The organism is Mesorhizobium sp. M0292 (assembly GCF_040321695.1).
Taxonomy (GTDB): Bacteria; Pseudomonadota; Alphaproteobacteria; order Rhizobiales; family Rhizobiaceae; genus Mesorhizobium.
The window spans coordinates 79,990-98,622 of the sequence record NZ_JAMYSB010000023.1 but is presented as its reverse complement, the minus strand read 5'-3'; the positions used below and the strand labels follow the sequence as shown (position 1 = coordinate 98,622).

Below are 18,633 nucleotides of genomic sequence, written 5' to 3'. Positions count from 1 at the left end.
GCCGCCAGCGGCGCACCGCCCTCGTTCGTGAGGCGTATATAGTCGCCACCAACCAGAACTGTCAACAGTCATCGACGATGTTTTTGAACTTTTTGCGACAGAAGTTTTGGCGCCGGCGGACTGCCCCAAGGGAACATTGGCGTTGCCAAAAAGGAGCCCTATTGCCGCCGCATTGCCGTTCGACACCAAGGCCAACAAAGAAGGGCTCGGCGCGGCCCGCAAGGTGCCTTCCTATAAGAGCCAAAGCGGGGTCTGCGCATCACCGGTTCGGACCCTCCTACAAGAGGATTTAGGAGGCTCCTATAAGAGGATAAAGTCGCCTCTCTGTAAGGGGCTGTAAAACAGAGCGTGTGCGTGGGGATTTCGCCGCTTCGTTGACTTCACTCGCCGTGACAGGCAAATGTCATGGCCCAACAGAAGCGAAAAGCCGTTCCGCCCGGGGAAGAAGCAGCCTTTCTGGATGCCAGACACGGAAGATGTCATAGCCGAACTCGGCAATGAGCCGCCGCTGATCGCGGATGGCCGCAGCGGCCCGCCCGACCGGCGCGAGGTTTCGGCGCGCTGGCTGTCGGGCACCTTTCTTACCGGCGTGACCTCGAGTGTGCTGATGGGCGTGGCGTTGTTTGCCGCCCTTGACGGCCGCCAGCAGCTGGCAACCCCGCCCGAAATCGCCGAACTGGCCCAGCTCGAAAGCGGCGGCGATTCCGGCGAGGTCGCCAAGACCACCAGGCTGGTGGCGCCGCGCCAGATCGCCAAGGCCAAGGACCGCCGGCGCATGGAAGTGTCGATGGTGACCAAGGTCGGCGACCGCGACGTTATCCACACCATGCCGTTCGTGCAGATCAAGATGGCGCTGGCAGCCGGCCACACCACCAACCGCGCCTATCCGCCTTTCGACCCGATGCAGGTGTTCGGCGACGATGGCGACTCGACGCCGGCGCAGCCGGCGACGGCCTCCGCAGTTGGCGGCCAGATCTACGGCGCCAAGGTCGAAAGCGAGATGAGCCTCAAGACGGTCGATTTCCCGGTTGAGACGGCCTCCTTCGACGAAAAAAGCGACCTGTCCGCCGACGAGGTTGAAAAAGTGGTGCGCGAAGCCGGCACCGACCTCAGCGACGGCGCCGTGCAGGTCGCCTCCCTGCATTATGTCGACCCGCAGCGATTCGGCGATGCCTTCGCCGAATCGATGGCCGGCTCCTACGACGTCAAGATCGTGCCGGAAAACGTCTCGGTGGCGCCGCGCGTCGCGCTCGACGACCAGACCCCGGCTTTCGCCGAGGAAATCATTCCCTTCACCAGGGACCGCGACATTGCCGAGGCTTTCGCTGATTCGGGCTATACGGGCGATGACGCCACCGGCATGGCGGAGGCGATCGGCAAGCTGCTCAACGCACCGGCGCTGAAGACCGGAACCGTGCTGCGCGTCGGGCTCGAGGTACATGGCGACGCCGCCAAGGTCGTTCGCACCAGCGTCTATGACAAGACAACGCACATCGTCACCATCGCGCTCGACGACCGCGGCCAGTATGTGCCGGCGCAGGAACCGGAGCCGAACCCCGAATTGCTGACCGCGTTCGATGATTCGTCGGCGCCGGTGGTGGTGCGCGGCAATCTGCCGAACGTCTATGACGGCATCTACCGCGCCGCCTATTCCTATGGCATGTCGAAGAAGCTGACCCAGCAATTGGTCAAGCTCCTGGCCTCCGGCGTCGACTTCCAGTCCAGGCTCAATCCATCGGACCGCATCGACGTGCTGTTCTCGCAGCCGGACGGCGACGACCAGGCCTCCGACGAATCGGAACTGCTCTATGTCTCGTCGACCTTCGGCGGCCAGACACGCAATTTCTACCGCTTCCAGATGCAGGACGGCTCGATCGACTATTTCGACGAGGACGGATCGAGCGCCGAGCAGTTCCTGCTGCGCAATCCCCTGCCGGCCGGGAAATTCCGCTCCGGCTTCGGCGCCCGCCGGCATCCGATCCTCGGTTATGTCCGCATGCATACCGGCGTCGACTGGGCGGCGCCGATCGGAACGCCGATCATCGCCGCCGGCAACGGCACCATCGAAAAGGCCGGCTGGGCCGGCGGCTACGGCAAGCAGATCATCATCCGCCATGCCAATGGCTACGAGACCTCCTACAATCACCAGAGCGCCTTTGCCAAAGGCATCGAACCGGGCGTTCATGTCCGCCAGGGCCAGACCATCGGCTTCCTCGGTCAGACCGGCCTCTCCACCGGTCCGCATCTTCACTACGAGCTGATCGTCAACGGCACCAAGGTCGACCCGATGCGCGTGCGCCTGCCGGTCGGCAAGGTGCTGAAGGGCGACGACCTGGTCGCTTTCAAGCGCGAGCGCGAGCGCATCGATGAACTGCTCAAGCAGGAAGACAGCAATCCGCTGAAGGTCGCGAGCGCCAAGATCGAAGGCTAATGCATGTCGCCCAGAAGTGTGCCGCGGTTCTGGGACAACGACATGCCTCAAAACAAACACTTAAAGCGCGTCGTATGAATCCGTTTCAGCGCGACGCGCTTTAAGCCGTCACACTCGACGCCGGCGAATCATAATCGCCCCATCAGAGCATTCCGAATCGGGTCGGCTCCGAATCAGGTCGACTGCTCCTCTTCGGCTCGTGACCAAGGCAGCTTTTGCCCCGAAACGGTGACCCAGGCGATAATAGCGGCAAGCAGGCAAAGCACGGCCGTCACTGTCGACACGGCCGCGAACGCCGCATCGCTGGCGGCGAGCCGTGTTGCATCAAGGTCTGGCGCCAGGCCGGCCAATGCCGGTTCTCCGAACCCCGGAATGCCCGGCCTGACGCTGGTATCGAGCATCGTCGAATAGACCCAGGCCGCGAGCGAGCCCATCGCCGCCACAGCAATCAGCCCGCCAATGCGCGAAACCGCATTGTTGATGCCGGAAGCGGCGCCGGTATCCTTGTCCTCGACCGCGGTCATGACCGCCGTCGACAGCGGCGACACCACCAGCGCCATGCCGAGCCCCATCACCGCCATTAGCGGAAAGATACCGGTCCAGAAATTGTGCATGCCGGCATGAGTGAGCAAAGCCAGCCCGGCAAAGGCGATGGCGACCACCAGGCAGCCGCTGGCGATCGGAAAACGCGGACCGATGCGATCCGACCACTGGCCGACGAGACCCGACAGCAGCGCGATCGACGCCGACAGCGGCAGGAAGATGAAACCGACCTCTTTGGTGCTCAGCCCCCATCCGGCGATCAACAGCATCGGCAGGTAGAACAGATTGGCCGACAGCGCGAAATACAGGAAGAAGGTGGCGAGGTTGGCGCCGGCGAAGGCGCCGATCCGAAACAGCTTGAGATCGATCATCGGCTCGCGCTGCCGAAGCTCGAAGACGATGAAGATGATAAGCAGCACGGCGCCTGCGGCGATGCTCGGCCCCGACATCAGCCCGCTGCCTTCGGCGCTCATCGAGGTCAGTCCGTAGGCAAGCGCCCCGAAGGCAAGCGTGGCGAGAGCGGCGCCGCCGAGATCGAGGCTTCGCTTCTCCGTCGGCGCGTCGGCGGGAATCTTGGCCAGCAGGAGATAGATCGAGATCAGCCCGAGCGGCAGGTTGACGGCGAAGATCGCCCGCCAGATACCGCCGCCAAAGGCCGACAGGACGAAGCCGCCGAGCACTGGACCGAGCGCCGTCGTCAGCGCCGAGGCGGCGGCCCAGATGCCGATCGCCCGGCCGCGCTCCTTCTTCGGATAGGCCTTGGCGATGATGGCGAGGCTGCCCGGCACCATGATCGCCGCACCAAGGCCCTGAATGGCGCGAAAGGCGATGAGCACCAGCGCATTGGGCGCCACCGCGCAGGCCAGCGAAGCGACGATGAACAGCGCAATGCCGGCAACGAAGGCGCGCCTGAGGCCAAACCGGTCGCCGGCGGCGCCGCCGGCCAGAATCAGCGCCGACAGCGTCAGCGCATAGGCGTTGGAAATCCACTGGACCTCGGCCAGGCTGGCGCCGAGGTCGACGCGCATTGCCGGCATGGCAATGGCCAGGATCGACCCGTCGATGAAGCCGAGCGCTGACGCAAGGATCGCCGCGACCAGCACGAACTTGCGCTGCGACTGCGGGCAAAATGTACCGTTGGAAAGCGACCTGCTCAGGGGAACGGCTGCGGCTTCGCTAGGAGACTTCATGAGCGTCTGCTTAGACTTGTTGCGGGCCGGCAACAACCGGCCAGCGCCCTGCGCTCATGAATCCAGCTTTGGATATCGGTCTGCCTTGTGAGCAGGCCGACATCACTGCGCTGGAGCGCTCGCTTGCTCCGCAACATCATCGGCCGAGGGACCGCCGACGAACTCGACGGTGACGCCCGGCGACACCAGCTTGGCCAGCTCGCGCGCATCCCAATTTGTCAGGCGCACGCAGCCATGGCTTTCGGTCTTGCCTATCTTGGAGGGATCGGGCGTGCCGTGAATGCCATAGGTCGGCTTGTCCAGCGCGATCCACACCGAGCCGACCGGGCCGTTCGGACCCGGGGGGATGGTCAGGATCTTGTCGTTCTGGCCCTGCTTGAAATTGATGCTGGGGTTGTAGGTGTAGTTCGGATCGAGCGCGACGCGCGACACCGTATGGGTGCCGGTCGGCGAGGGCGTGTCGGCTGAACCGATGGTGGCCGGATAGGCCGCGACCAGCTTGCCACCGGCATCGTAGGCGAACACCTGCTTCTTGTCCTTGTCGGCGACGATGCGGGCAACCGGCGTCGCCACCAGCCTGCCGAAATTGGCGACCTTGATGATGGTGCCGGGACGGCTGAAGTCGGCCTCGGGATTGAGCCCCTTCAGGTAGTTCTCGTCCATGTGGAACCGTTCGGCCAAGGCTTCGGTGACGGAGGTGTAAGCCATGCGGTCGAGCTGCGCCTTCTGGCTGTAATCCTCCGGTATCGAGGCGACATAAGGCCCGGCCGCGTCCTCGGGCGTGATCGTATAATTGGCGAAAGCATCGCCACCGGTTTGCGCCAGCGCAGCCTGGATGCCGACCGCGTCGGTCGAGCGCAGATTGCTGCCGGTGATCTGGTTGTAGGCGGCAAGCGCCTTGTCGACATTGGAGCCGAAGCGCCCGTCGACGACGCCGGGTGAAGCGCCGGCGCGGTCGAGCAGCACCTGCAAGGCGGCTACATCCTGGCGTGCGCCGAGTGAAAGCGAGGGATCGACCACGGTCTTGCCACCGGCTTTCGGCGGCAGCGCGCCCTGGTCGGCGGGCGCCGCCGGTTCGGCGGGATCGATAGAGGCTTCGTTCAGCGGCTTGCGCTTGACGGGCCGCGGTTCAGCGGATTTCGGCGCTTCCGGATAGGTGTCGCTGTCATTGGCATCATCCTGCGGAGCGGCCCCCAGGAATCTGTCGCTTTCAGGATCGTATTCATCAACCGGCGGGCCGGGGATTCGTCCCTGATCGTCCAGTTGCCTGCGGCGGAAACGCGCCATGTCTTCGGGATCGTCGAGATAGTAGCGGTCGTCGTCTTCGACCGGTGCGCGTCCAAGCTCACGTGCCCGCATTTCCCGGCGCAGCGCGCGGCGGTCGAGCCTGGTCTGCGGCGGCTGGATGGCGATGACCTTGCCGGTCTCGGCATCGACGATGACGCGGTTGCCCCTGGCGTCGTAATAGATGTCGAGATTGCCGTCCTGGGCAAGCACAATGCCGCCGCTATCGGCGGCGCGGACGGCCGGCAGTGCGTTGTCCACAGTCGGCGATGCCATGGCGCTGGACGTGAGCAGCCCGGCGGCGAGCACCGAAAAGGCAAGGATCGTGCGGAACATGGTGGTCAAACTCTCCGGTACTTACAGCGCCGCGCGTCCGTTTGGACGCGCAAAGGACGCTGTAACACTTCATGTCTGCGCATGATCCTTTCCGAAAATCGAATTTCGATTTTCGGGGTCATGCGTAATTGCCGCCGCCCGGCAGTGTTCCCACCAGAACGTTCTCGCCACCGTTTGGATGCGCAAGGAACGCCCTGATCGTCAAAAGCCTGCAGGCAAACCCCTTCGCCAGCAAACCACAACATAAGCTTTCCAACATGAACCGGGCATGAAGATGGCGGATTACTGGTTGCTACAGGCCCAATTCCTTGCGCGTCTGCTTCGTCAGCTTGAGGACGACGAGGCGGTGGCTTTCGCCGAGATAGTCCTTCAGCGCATCATCATCCATGCTCTGGCTTGTCTGACGCTGGATCCATTTCATGCCGCGCGAGGCGAGATAGGGCGCCGGCCGGCAGCCGGGCTGATCCTTCAGCACGTCATAAGCCATTTCAGAGCATTTGAAGGTGACGAAGACGCCACCCTCCCGGTCATGGCCGGCGATGGTGAAGACCTTGCCACCGACTTTCCAGACATCGGCCCCGCCCCACTGCACGACATGCGTCGTCTGCGGCAGCGAGGCGCAGAAGCTGTTGTAGTCGTCCAGCGTCATCTGCACCCCCGTCAAAGGATTGTTGTTTCATAAGAAAATGCCGCGCGTCCGGTCGGACGCGCGGCGTTGGATCAGGCTGCCGCGTCGGTCGGCACCACAGTGGGCCTGGACCGGAAATTCAACCGGTCGGAGCCGGCGGTGACCTTGACGGTCGAGCCGTCGAGTATCTCGCCAAGCAGGATTTTTTCCGCCAGCGGATCTTGCAGGTCCTTCTGCATCACCCGCTTCAGCGGCCGCGCGCCATAGGCCGGGTCGTAGCCCTTCGCCGCCAGCCAGTCGATCGAATCCTGGTCGAGCGACAGTGTGATCTTGCGGTCGGCGAGCAGGCTTTCCAGCCGCTTGAGCTGGATCTCGACGATGCGGCCCATATCCTGCCGGCGCAGCCGGTGGAACAGGATCACCTCGTCGACGCGGTTGAGGAACTCCGGCCTGAACGAGGCTCTCACCACGCTCATAACCTCGTCGCGCACGGCATCGACGTCCTGCTCTTCGCCGAGATTGACCAGATATTCGGCGCCGAGGTTCGACGTCATGACGATCAGCGTGTTGCGGAAGTCGACCGTGCGGCCCTGCCCGTCGGTCAGCCGCCCGTCGTCGAGCACCTGCAACAGCACGTTGAAGACATCCGGATGCGCCTTCTCGATCTCGTCGAACAGCACGACCTGATAGGGCCGGCGCCGCACCGCTTCGGTCAGCGCACCGCCTTCCTCATAGCCGACATAACCGGGAGGCGCTCCGATCAGCCGGGCGACCGAGTGCTTCTCCATGTATTCCGACATGTCGATGCGCACCATAGCGCTCTCGTCGTCGAACAGGAAATTGGCCAGCGCCTTGGTCAGTTCGGTCTTGCCGACGCCGGTCGGTCCGAGGAACATGAACGAGCCGATCGGCCGGTTCGGATCCTGCAGCCCGGCCCGGGCACGACGCACGGCCTTGGACACCGCCTGTACCGCTTCGCCCTGGCCGACGACTCGCTTGCCGATCTCGTCTTCCATGCGCAGCAGCTTGTCGCGCTCGCCCTGCAGCATCTTGTCGACCGGAATGCCGGTCCAACGCGACACGATATGGGCGACGTGGTCGGGCGTGACCACCTCTTCGACCATGCCGGCCTTGCCGTCCTGGGCTTCGGCTTCCTTCAGCTTCTTTTCCAGTTCCGGGATCTTGCCATAGGCAAGCTCGCCGGCGCGCTGGAATTCACCCTTGCGCTGGGCAATGGCGAGGTCGTTGCGGGCCGCGTCGAGCTGCTTCTTGAGGTCAGCGGCGAGGCCAAGCTTCTGCTTCTCCGACTGCCATTTGGCGGTGATCTCGGTCGATTCCTCCTCGAGGCCGACGAGTTCCTTTTCGAGACGCGCGAGCCGGTCCTTTGACGCCTCGTCCTTCTCGACCTTCAGTGCCTCGCGCTCGATCTTGAGCTGCATGATGCGGCGATCGATTTCGTCCAGCGCCTCGGGCTTGGAATCGACCTGCATCCTCAGCCGCGACGCGGCTTCGTCGACAAGGTCGATCGCCTTGTCCGGCAGGAAACGGTCGGCGATGTAGCGGTTGGACAAGGTCGCCGCCGCGACCAGCGCCGAATCCGAGATGCGCACCTTGTGGTGCTGCTCGTACTTCTCCTTCAGGCCACGCAGGATCGACACGGTATCTTCCACCGACGGCTCGTTGACGAAGACCGGCTGGAACCGGCGGGCAAGGGCCGCGTCCTTCTCGACATGCTTCCTGTATTCATCGAGCGTGGTCGCGCCGACGCAGTGCAGTTCGCCGCGCGCCAGCGCCGGCTTCAACAGGTTCGAAGCGTCCATGGCGCCATCGGCCTTGCCGGCGCCGACCAGCGTGTGCATCTCGTCGATGAACAGGATGATGCCGCCGGCCGCCGAGGTGACTTCGTTGAGCACGGCCTTCAGCCGCTCCTCGAACTCGCCGCGATATTTGGCGCCGGCAATCAGCGCGCCCATGTCGAGCGCCATCAACTGCTTGTCCTTCAGCGATTCGGGCACGTCGCCATTGACGATGCGCAGCGCCAGACCTTCGGCGATCGCCGTTTTGCCGACGCCCGGCTCGCCGATCAGCACCGGGTTGTTCTTGGTACGCCGCGACAGCACCTGGATGGTGCGGCGGATCTCGTCGTCACGGCCAATCACAGGGTCGAGCTTGCCGGCGCGGGCATCGGCGGTGAGGTCGCGCGCGTATTTCTTCAGCGCGTCATAGCCCTGCTCGGCGCTCGCCGAATCGGCGGTACGGCCCTTGCGGACGTCGTTGATCACCTGGTTCAGCGCCTGCGCTGTGACGCCGGCCTTGGACAGGATATCGGCCGTCTTGGCCGACTTCTCCATCGCCAGCGCCTGCAGCAGCCGCTCGACCGTGACAAAACTGTCGCCGGCTTTCTTGGCCAATTCCTCGGCGGTCGAAAACACCTTGGCCAGCGGCTGCGCCAGATAAAGCTGGCCGTTGCCGCCTTCCACCTTGGGCATGGCCTCAAGGGCGGTCTCGACGCCAAGCTTGACGTCGCGCACGTTGCCGCCGGCGCGCTCGATCAGCGAGGCGGCCAGCCCCTCGTCGTCATCGACGAGGACCTTCAGCATATGTTCGGGAGTGAATTGCTGGTGATTGCGCGAGAGCGCCATGGTCTGGGCGGACTGAATGAATCCGCGGACGCGCTCGGAGTATTTCTCGAGGTTCATATCTGTCTCCTTCCATCACCGGCCCGCTTTGCGGCACCGGATCAGATTGCGGTGACGGACCCGCTCATCCGAGCCGGGTCCAGTTCACGCCAGATATGGGGCGCAAGCCATTGCCGCTCAAGACGTCCGGCTGATGATATTGCATGGCCGAGCAAACGAAAACGGCGGAGATTTCTCTCCGCCGTTTCATCGACTTATGTCTTATGGGTCAGTTGTTGGCGTCGACGGCGAACGGGTCGCCGGCAGGGCTTTCGGCCGGCGCCGCATCCACCACGTCAATAGCGGCAGCGGTCTCGCCGGCGCCATCCACCACCTGGCCACCACCAGACTGTTCGTCACCGACCTGATCGGCATTGTTGCGCGGGCGGCGCGGACGCCGCGGGCGACGGGCAGCGCCGCTCTCGGCGGCTGCCTCATTGAGTTCGGCCCGGGCGGCAAGAGCCGCCGGCGACAGGTTTTCGTACAGCGGCGCCGGCTCGGAGAAACCGCTCTCGGCTTCGGGCTCAACCGCGGAAACGGTTTCCGCCTGTGCCGGGGTTTCGGTGAAGCGCTGCTGGTCGCCGCGCTGGCCGTTCTGCTCGCCACGCTGGGCAAAGTCGCCACGCTGGTCGTTCTGGCCATAGCCGCCATTGGGGCGGCGGTCACGGTTGCGGCCATTGTTGTCGCGGCCGTTGTTGTTGCGGCCATTATTGTCACGGCCATTATTGTCACGGCCACTGTTGTTCTCGCGGCCGTTTTCCTGGCCGTATGCGAGTTCGGCCGGCGTGCCCTCAATCGTCGGCTGCGGACCGTTGCCGTGGTTCGCCATCGGCGCTTGAGTCTCGCCGCCATTGCCGCTGCCGGCATTGTCAAAATCGTCGCGATCTTCATCGTCGTCGAATTCGTCGCGGTTCTGCGGGGCATTCTGGATCGGCATCTGCGCCTGTGCGGCGGCAATGATGCGGTTGTAGTGCTCGGCGTGCTGGAGGTAATTTTCCGCCATAACCCGGTCGCCGGAGCTTTGGGCATCACGGGCCAGAGTGGCGTATTTTTCGGCGATCTGCTTACACGATCCACGGATTTTCACGTCCGGGCCGTTGCTCTCGTAGTTGCGCGTCAGGGGATTTGGGCCCTTGCGGTTGTTGTTGTTGTTATTGTTGTTGCCACCGCCGCCGCCATTGTTGTTGCGACCGCGCATGCGCCTGTTCTGCTGTTGTGGCCTCATAAGACTCTCTTCATTTTGAAATTTTCGAAAAACGTTTCGCGAACGGAGGCGCTCATGCAGCCAGCCGTTTCGTTTCTTCACCGGCGTTCGCCCGCATCAATTGCGTTGGCGCCACGTGTCATCCTGTTCCGGTTACATCACTTGCCGGACGATTCCCGCACGAAGCTTGGGCGTCGTTTGCGCAAGAAGGCAGCTATTTCCAAGGAAAACCGAATCGCTAAGAGCACTGCCTGCTTCGTCTCATCCGGTTAGGGCGGACCCTAGCCGCATTCCCCGGCATTGCCAAGCGCTTTTTTGCACTGCGTCAAGGCTTTCCCTGTTCAAACATAAGAACCCTGTCGTTTCCGCCAAGATCGACAAATGCCCCGGCCAGCCTGTAGCCGGCTGCCGCGAATATGTCTTTGACCTCATTGCGCTGCGTGTGGCCGATCTCGACCGCTATCTTGCCTTCTGCTTCCAGAAACTTTGCCGCCTCGGCGGCGATGATCCTGTAGGGGCCAAGACCGTCCACACCGCCATCAAGGGCTCTGTGCGGATCGAAATCGCGGACCTCGTCCTGCAGATTTCCAATGTCTCTAGACGATATATAGGGAGGGTTTGCGGCAATTACATGGTATCGGCCCGAAACTTTTTCGAACCAGTCAGACTGCAGCCCCACGAACCGGCCGGCGAGTCCGAGTTGCTCGGCATTGCGTATCGCGGTTGCCAGCGCGTCTTGTGAAATATCGACCCCGGTGGCGGTCGCGGCCGGAACCGCGCTGAGCAGCGCCAGCGCAATCGCGCCGGTACCGGTGCCGAGATCGAGGATACGGCATTCCCCCAGCCTTTCGGCCGTCGCGCCGGCAAAAGGCAGGATCGCCTCGACCAGCGTTTCGGTGTCCGGCCGCGGCTCCAGCGTTTCCGGCGACAGCGACAGCCGCAGGCCGTAAAACTCGCGAAACCCGAGGATGCGGTGAACCGGTTCGCCGGCCATGCGGCGCTGCAGAGCAGCGCCGATTGCGGCAACCGCACCCGCATCGACCGTCCGTTGCGGGTCGGCGATCGCCTGCGTACGGTCCGTGCGGGAAAAATGCTCGACGATAAGCCTGGCATCCAGCGCCGGGTCGGAAAGGCCGGCTGCGGCAAGCCGCTCCCGCGCCACCCGCAACAACGGCCCGAGCGCGCCGGGCAACATGTCAGCCATCGAGGCCAATATCGGCGAGCAGCTTCGACTGATGGTCGGCGATCAGCGCATTGATGACCTCATCGAGCTCGCCCATCATCACCCGGTCGAGCTTGTAGAGCGTCAGGTTGATACGATGGTCGGTAAGGCGGCCCTGCGGGAAGTTGTAGGTGCGGATGCGCTCCGAACGGTCGCCCGAACCAACCTGCGATTTGCGTGACTCCGAGCGCTCCTCGTCCGCCTTGCTGCGCTCGAGGTCATAAAGCCGCGCACGCAGAATCTGCATGGCTTTCGCCCGGTTCTGATGCTGCGACTTCTCCGCCTGCACCACCATGATGCCGGTCGGCAAATGGGTGATGCGCACCGCAGAATCGGTGGTGTTGACGTGCTGGCCGCCCGAACCCGAGGCGCGCATCGTGTCGATACGGATGTCTTCGGCGCGAATGTCGATGTCGACCTCTTCGGCCTCCGGTAGTACGGCAACCGTCGCCGCCGAAGTGTGGATGCGCCCGCTGGCCTCGGTCGCCGGCACGCGCTGCACGCGGTGCACGCCGGATTCAAATTTCAGATGGGCAAAGACTCCCCTACCGGAAATGGTGGCGATGATTTCCTTGAAGCCGCCGGCATCGCCGTCGCTGGCCGACACCGTCTCGAAGCGCCAGCCGCGTTCGGCGGCATAGCGCTCATACATGCGAAAAAGGTCGCCGGCAAACAATGCCGCCTCGTCGCCGCCGGTGCCGGCGCGGATTTCAAGGATGGCGTTCTTGTCGTCGGCCGCATCCTTGGGCAACAGCAGGATCTGGATGTCCTTCTGCAGCTCTTCGATACGCCCTTCGACGCCGGGCAGATCTGCCTCCGCCAGGGCCCGCATCTCGGCATCGGTGCCCTTGTCGGCAAGCATCGCCTCGAGGTCGGCTTGCTCGCGCTCGACTGAGCGCAGTTCCCTGACCTTGGCCACCATGTCCTGCAGCTCGGCATATTCCGAGGCCATCTTCACATAGGCATCGGCCGCCGGGCCGGCCGACATCTGCGCTTCGAGCATCTCGAAACGCTTGACGACCTGATCCATACGCTCGCGGGGAAGATTGACCATGGCTAATGCTATAGCGGGATGGAGCGGTCGTCGGCGAAGGCCTGCAGCAGCGCCCGCATCGGCAGCCCTTGAGCTGGCGCCATCAGATTGTCGGCAAAGAAAGCCTCCAATTCCTCCAGTGGCAGTTCGGTCAACATCGCCTTGACCGGGCCGATCGAGGCTGGAGACATCGAGATCGAGCGGTAGCCGAGGCCGATCAGCGCCATGGCGGAAATGGGTTTTCCGGCAAGCTCGCCGCACAGCGTCACCGGCGTGTGGTTGCGAACCCCGGCGTCGGCGATCTGCTTCAGAACCCGCAGGAACGGCGTCGACAGCGTGTCGAAGCGGTCGGAGAGCTGCGTGTTCCCCCGATCGACCGCCATGACGAACTGGAACAGGTCGTTGGAGCCGACCGAGACGAAATCGACCGCCTTCATCAACTCGTCGAGCTGGAACAGCAGCGACGGCACTTCCAGCATGGCGCCCACCTTGAGGCTGGTCGGCAGATGGTGGGCAAAGCGGGAGAGATGCCGCACTTCGCGGTCGATGATCTCGCGCGCCTGGGCGATTTCGCCGAGTTCGGTAACCATCGGCAGCATCAGCTTCAGTTCGCGCCCGCCGCAGGCCTTCAGCAGAGCGCGGATCTGGGTCCTGAGCAGACCCGGCCGGTCGAGCGTCAGCCTGATCGCGCGCCAGCCGAGCGCAGGGTTTTCTTCCTGGACAGCGCCCTTGAAGTAGGGCAGCACCTTGTCGCCGCCGATGTCGATGGTGCGGAAGGTGACCGGCTTGCCGCGCGCCGCGTCCAGCACGTCGCGGTAGAGCCGCTCCTGCGCCTCGGCACGCGGGAAGGTCGAGGCGACCATGAACTGCAATTCGGTGCGGAACAGGCCGATGCCGGCGGCGCCCGCCTCGGCCAGTTGCGGCAGATCGACGGCCAGGCCCGCATTCATCAGCAGGTCGACCTGGACGCCGTCCTTGGTCACCGACGGCTTCTTGCGCAATTCCCGGTAGACTTCCTGCCGGCGCGCCCGGAAGCGCACTTTTTCGGCATAGGCGGCTTCGAGGTCCGGCTGCGGCCGCAGATGGATGGTCCCTTCCTCGCCGTCGACGATGATGGCATCGCCGTTTTCCGCCATGGAAACGGCGCCCTTCATCTGGCCGGCGACCGGAATGCCCATGGCGCGCGCGACGATGACGACATGGCTGGTGGCAGCGCCGTCTTCCAGCACCACGCCGCGCAGCTTGTCCCTGGGATAATCAAGCAGTTCGGCCGCGCCCATCGAGCGCGCGACCAGGATGGCATCCTTCGGCAGTGACGCCGCGACGTCGTCAGGCCCGCGCCCCATCAGCTGACGCAGCAGCCGGTTGGCGAGATCGTCGAAGTCGCTCATCCTCTCGCGCAAATAAGGATCGGTCATGTGCAGCATGCGGGCGCGCATGTCGCTTTGGACCTTTTCCACCGCCGCTTCCGCCGTCAGGCCGTTGCGGATCGCCTCTTCCAGCCGGCGCACCCAGCCGCGGTCGTTGGCAAACATGCGATACGCTTCGAGCACCTCGCGATGTTCGCCCTCGAAGGCGACATCGCGCCGCTCCAGCATGTCGTCGATAGAAAGCCTGAGCGAACCGAGCGACGTCTCCAGCCGGCGCACCTCTTCCTCACTGTCCTCGTTGAACAGATTGGTGACGACGATGCGTGGCTCATGCAGCACGACATGGCCGAGGCCGACGCCCTCGTTGAAGGACAGGCCGGTAAAGCTGACGGGACGGCGCAGATCGAGTTCGAGGCCGGGCCGGGTCAGGCGAGCGAGATCACCGGTGGCGATCATCTCGGCGATCACCATGGCGGTCGTTTCCAGCGCCTCGACCTCGTCGTCGCGGTAGTGGCGCATGGTCTTGTTCTGCACCACCAGCACGCCCAGCGTGCGCCCTGCCCTTAGTACCGGCACGCCGAGGAAGGAATTGTAGATCTCTTCGCCCGTCTCCGGCAGGTAGGCGAAGGCCGGATGTTCCTGTGCATTGGAGAGGTTGAGCGGCCGCGCGCTCGCGGCAATGGTGCCGACGAGGCCCTGCCCCAGCCGCAGTTGCGCCAAATGGACGGCGTTCGGGTTCAGACCTTCGGTGGCATAGAGTTCGAGCACCGAATCGGCGCGCAGCACATAGAGCGAGCAGACCTCGGCGACCATGTTGGAGGCGATGTCGCGCACGATCCGGTCGAGCCGCTCCTGCGGCTCCAGCGGCTCCTGCATGAGCTCGCGGAGCCGTTTCAGCAGAACGCGCGGGCCGCTGGCCGTATCACGCATCGCGGCTTCTTCTCCAATGGGCATTTTGCCCGCCGCAGTTTCCACTGCGACCGGCGCACACGCAACAACTCAAATCGCTCTCGCTACTGCTTATCCAGACCGTACACGGAATGCAAAGTACGAACCGCGAGTTCCGTGTAGGGACCGTCAATCAGTATCGAAATCTTGATCTCGGAGGTAGTGATGGCGCGGATGTTGATCGCCTTGTCGGCCAGCGCCTTGAAAGCGGTGGCGGCCACACCGGCATGGCTGCGCATGCCGATGCCGATGACCGAAACCTTCGACATGCCGGCTTCCGACTGCACCACGTCATAGCCGATCGAAGCCTTCAGACGCTCCAGCACGGCCAACGCCTTGTCCACGTCGCCGGACGGCACGGTGAAGGTCATGTCGGTGAACTTGCCGTCCTCGGAGATGTTCTGGACGATCATGTCGACATTGATGTTGGCCTCGGCCAGCGGGCCGAAAATGCCGGCGGCAACGCCCGGGCGGTCGCCGACGCGGCGCAGAGAAATCTGCGCTTCGTCCTTGGCGTAGGCAATTCCGGTGACGACCTGCTGTTCCACGATCTCTTCCTCGTCGCAAATGAGCGTTCCCGGAGGATTGAGCAAATCCCCCATTCCGGGCGCATCGGGATCGTCGAAGGACGACCGCACGAACGTACGCACCCTGTGCACCATGGCAAGCTCGACCGAGCGCACCTGCAAGACCTTGGCGCCGAGCGAGGCCATTTCGAGCATTTCCTCGAACGAAATCTTGTTGAGCCGCCGCGCCTTCGGCTCGATGCGCGGATCGGTGGTGTAGACGCCGTCGACATCGGTGTAGATGTCGCAGCGGTCGGCCTTGACCGCCGCGGCAATGGCCACCGCGCTTGTGTCGGAGCCGCCGCGGCCGAGCGTGGCGATGCGGTTGTCCGGGCCGATGCCCTGGAAGCCGGCGACGACAGCCACCTGGCCCTCGCCGAAGCGCTTGATCAGGAACGCGCCGTCAATTTCGAGGATGCGCGCCGCGCCATGCGCGTTGTCGGTCTTGATCGGGATCTGCCAGCCCTGCCAGGAGCGGGCATGGACGCCCATATTCTGCAGTGTGATCGCCAGCAGGCCGGCAGTCACCTGCTCGCCCGAGGCGACCACGGCGTCATACTCGCGCGCGTCGTGCATGGGCGAGGCTTCGCGCGTCCAGCCAACCAGTTCATTGGTCTTGCCCGCCATCGCCGAAACCACGACAGCGACCTCATGGCCGGCATCGACCTCGCGTTTGACGTGACGCGCCACATTGCGGATGCGGGCGATGTCGGCGACGGAGGTTCCGCCGAATTTCATCACGATGCGCGCCATGGAAGCGAAATGCCTTTGACTGAAGCCGGCCCAGGACCGAAAGGGGAAGTAAGCGCTCGACAGAAGCCGGCCGCTGAATGCGCGCCTCCTTAGCCAAATGATCACGGTTTCGCAAGGCTGGCGGCGGATGCCGGCTTCAGGATCGCGGCATATTGCGTTCGGCCCCGCCGCCGCTTACCAAATGCTGCCCGCGGGAAACTCCTTTTGGTCCGGCATATCGAATGATTGTTCGCCTTCGACGCGCCATGCGGTGGCAATCGCTGCCGCTGTTCATCGGCTTCGCCGTGCTGGCGTTGATCGTCGGCACACGCGCCGTGCTGGTCGAGACCCAGAGAGCCAATCGTGAGGCCGCGCGCCAGGCGGTCGAGTATCAGGAATTGCTTTCCGGTTTGCTTACGATGGCTCAGGAGGCCGAGACCAGCCAGCGCGGCTATCTCCTGACCGGCGAGAAATCCTACCTCCAGCCTTATCGGCAGGCGGTCGACGCCATTCCGGGCCAGCTTGCCCACATCGACGGCATGACCGCGCCCGACGACGAACTCGTGCAGCAGATCAACCACGTCAAGGACGCGCTTTCACAAAACCAGGCCGAATTGGCTGAGACGATTGCACTCTACGATCGCGGCGATGCGGCAAAAGCTCTGGAACTGGTCCGCAGCGGCCAGGGCAAGGCCGCCATGGACCAGATCCGGGCCAGCATGGACACGATCCGGCGCATTGGCGGCGCAGCCATCGCCGCGCGCGACGCTCATACCGACCTGGTCGAAAACTGGCTGCGAATCGGCTCGATAGCGGCGCTGCTGGCGATCTTCCTGCTTGGCGCCTACACGGTTCGCCTTTCGCGCCGCCGGTTCCGCGCAGTGGCGATCGCCCAGGAAGAGCTGATGCGCAAGAACATCGAGCTCGGCAACGAAATCCAGACGCGTGAAAAGGCCGAATCGCAGATCCGCCAGATGCAGAAGATGGAGGCTGTGGGCCAGCTGACCGGCGGTATCGCCCACGATTTCAACAACATGCTGGCGGTGATCATCAGCGCCATGAACCTCGCCCAGCGCAAGCTGACGCGGGGCGAGCACGACATCATGAAATTCATCGAAGCGGCGACCGATGCGGCGACCCGGGCCGCAAACTTGACGTCACGGCTGCTTGCCTTCTCGCGCCAGCAGCCGCTCGCGCCTCAGGTTGTAGACGCCAATCGTCTGGTCGCCGGCATGTCGGACCTGCTTCGGCGGGCGCTCGGCGAAACCATCCGCATCGAAACCGTGCTGGCTGGCGGCCTGTGGAAGACCCATGCCGATCCGAGCCAGCTCGAAAATGCCATTCTCAATCTGGCGGTCAATGCGCGCGACGCCATGGGCGAGGACGGCAAGATGACCATCGAGACCGCCAACAGCCACCTCGACGAGAGCTACGCCGCCACCCATGCCGAGGTCAAAGACGGCCAGTATGTGATGATCGCGGTCAGCGACACCGGCGCCGGCATGCCGGCGGACGTCATGGAGCGGGCTTTCGAGCCATTTTTCACCACCAAGCCGGTCGACAAGGGCACCGGCCTCGGGCTGAGCCAAGTGTTCGGCTTCGTCAAACAGTCCGGCGGACACGTCAAGATTTACTCGGAACCCGGCCAAGGCACCACGATCAGGATCTACCTGCCGCGCTTCTTCGGCCCGGAAGAGGCCGCCATATCTTCGGAACGAGCCGGAAATCCTGCCGTGCCGGTCACCGAAACCATCCTTGTCGTGGAGGACGATCCACGCGTGCGGGCTTCCACCGCCGATGCCATGCGCGAACTCGGCTACACCGTCATTCATGCCGCAAGCGGCCAGGAAGCGCTGGAAAAGCTGGGCGACAACCCTGGTGTGGCGCTCATGTTCACCGATATCGTCATGCCGGTGATGAATGGCCGCAAGCTCGCGGAGGAGGCGCTGGCGCGCATGCCGAAGCTGAAGGTGATCTTCACCACCGGCTTCACCAGGAACGCCGTCGTCCACAATGGCGTGCTCGACCATGACGTGCATTTCCTGGCCAAGCCCTTCACCATCGAGCAGCTGGCGGCGAAATTGCGCGACGTGCTGGACGCAAAATGACCGAGACCCTGGAAATCGTCACCTTTCGCCTCAAGCCTGGAGCGGAAGCGGGCTTTGCCGCCGCCAACAACCTGGTCGCCGACTGGCTGGCGCGGCAACCTGGTTTCGTAAACCGCTGCCTGGCGCGGCGGGACGATGGCAGCTGGGTCGATGTCGTGCGCTGGCGAAGTCGCGAGCAGGCTCTCGCCGCCGCGGGCCGCATCATGGCCGAGATCGGCGATTGCGAAGCGATGCGGGCCATCGATCCCGCGAGTGTTGAGATGGGACATGCGGCGATTGTGATCTCGAGGCCCTAGGTCGACTTGCCAGCAGTCGCATAAAACCGGCCTTGACTTTCTTGCCCCGGCACCCGACTTCCTA

Annotated in this window: 12 protein-coding genes; 3 read left to right on the top strand and 9 right to left on the bottom strand. The window is 63.8% G+C overall.

Features of this window, described 5'->3' with window-relative positions; genetic code table 11:
• The first annotated feature begins 460 nt into the window (after positions 1 to 460).
• Positions 461 to 2,431 carry a M23 family metallopeptidase gene (locus tag NKI96_RS26645; protein ID WP_352806969.1) on the top strand — a complete coding sequence of 657 codons (1,971 nt, stop codon included), beginning with the start codon at positions 461 to 463 and terminating at the stop codon, positions 2,429 to 2,431.
• 173 nt (positions 2,432 to 2,604) lie between these two features.
• Here the strand turns inward: NKI96_RS26645 and NKI96_RS26640 are convergent, their stop codons facing one another.
• The 9 genes from NKI96_RS26640 to NKI96_RS26600 form a co-directional block, all read right to left on the bottom strand.
• Complete coding sequence (locus NKI96_RS26640) at positions 2,605 to 4,164, bottom strand: MFS transporter (protein WP_031198878.1); 1,560 nt, start codon at positions 4,162 to 4,164, stop codon at positions 2,605 to 2,607.
• A 102-nt stretch (positions 4,165 to 4,266) separates the two neighbouring features.
• Positions 4,267 to 5,784: a L,D-transpeptidase family protein gene (locus NKI96_RS26635; RefSeq protein WP_023822820.1), complete on the bottom strand. Its 1,518-nt coding sequence runs from the start codon at positions 5,782 to 5,784 to the stop codon at positions 4,267 to 4,269.
• Positions 5,785 to 6,076: 292 nt separating this feature from the next.
• The gene (locus tag NKI96_RS26630) at positions 6,077 to 6,433 is read right to left on the bottom strand and encodes an MmcQ/YjbR family DNA-binding protein (RefSeq protein ID WP_023685771.1); all 357 of its coding nucleotides are present in this window, start codon (positions 6,431 to 6,433) and stop codon (positions 6,077 to 6,079) included.
• A gap of 71 nt (positions 6,434 to 6,504) precedes the next feature.
• The gene (gene clpB / locus NKI96_RS26625; protein ID WP_023672968.1) at positions 6,505 to 9,111 is read right to left on the bottom strand and encodes an ATP-dependent chaperone ClpB; all 2,607 of its coding nucleotides are present in this window, start codon (positions 9,109 to 9,111) and stop codon (positions 6,505 to 6,507) included.
• 208 nt (positions 9,112 to 9,319) lie between these two features.
• Positions 9,320 to 10,315 (bottom strand): DUF4167 domain-containing protein, encoded by a 996-nt coding sequence (locus NKI96_RS26620; RefSeq protein WP_352806966.1) that lies wholly within the window; start codon positions 10,313 to 10,315, stop codon positions 9,320 to 9,322.
• A 304-nt stretch (positions 10,316 to 10,619) separates the two neighbouring features.
• Complete coding sequence (prmC, locus tag NKI96_RS26615) at positions 10,620 to 11,498, bottom strand: peptide chain release factor N(5)-glutamine methyltransferase (protein ID WP_023804566.1); 879 nt, start codon at positions 11,496 to 11,498, stop codon at positions 10,620 to 10,622.
• Positions 11,491 to 12,570, bottom strand: coding sequence for a peptide chain release factor 1 (gene prfA, locus NKI96_RS26610; protein ID WP_031198877.1), 1,080 nt, complete (start codon positions 12,568 to 12,570; stop codon positions 11,491 to 11,493). The genes prmC and prfA overlap by 8 nt, the downstream gene beginning before the upstream one ends.
• 8 nt (positions 12,571 to 12,578) lie before the next feature.
• Complete coding sequence (gene ptsP, locus NKI96_RS26605) at positions 12,579 to 14,849, bottom strand: phosphoenolpyruvate--protein phosphotransferase (RefSeq protein WP_023672972.1); 2,271 nt, start codon at positions 14,847 to 14,849, stop codon at positions 12,579 to 12,581.
• An 83-nt stretch (positions 14,850 to 14,932) separates the two neighbouring features.
• Positions 14,933 to 16,186, bottom strand: coding sequence for an aspartate kinase (locus tag NKI96_RS26600; protein WP_023672973.1), 1,254 nt, complete (start codon positions 16,184 to 16,186; stop codon positions 14,933 to 14,935).
• Between the two features lie 245 nt (positions 16,187 to 16,431).
• Between NKI96_RS26600 and NKI96_RS26595 the strand changes: the two genes are divergently transcribed.
• Both NKI96_RS26595 and NKI96_RS26590 read left to right on the top strand, forming a co-directional pair.
• The gene (locus NKI96_RS26595) at positions 16,432 to 18,273 is read left to right on the top strand and encodes a CHASE3 domain-containing protein (protein ID WP_502900306.1); all 1,842 of its coding nucleotides are present in this window, start codon (positions 16,432 to 16,434) and stop codon (positions 18,271 to 18,273) included.
• Entirely contained in the window at positions 18,270 to 18,569 is a 300-nt protein-coding gene (locus NKI96_RS26590; RefSeq protein WP_023822812.1) for an antibiotic biosynthesis monooxygenase family protein, read from the top strand. Before NKI96_RS26595 ends, NKI96_RS26590 begins: the two co-directional genes overlap by 4 nt.
• Positions 18,570 to 18,633: the final 64 nt, after the last annotated feature.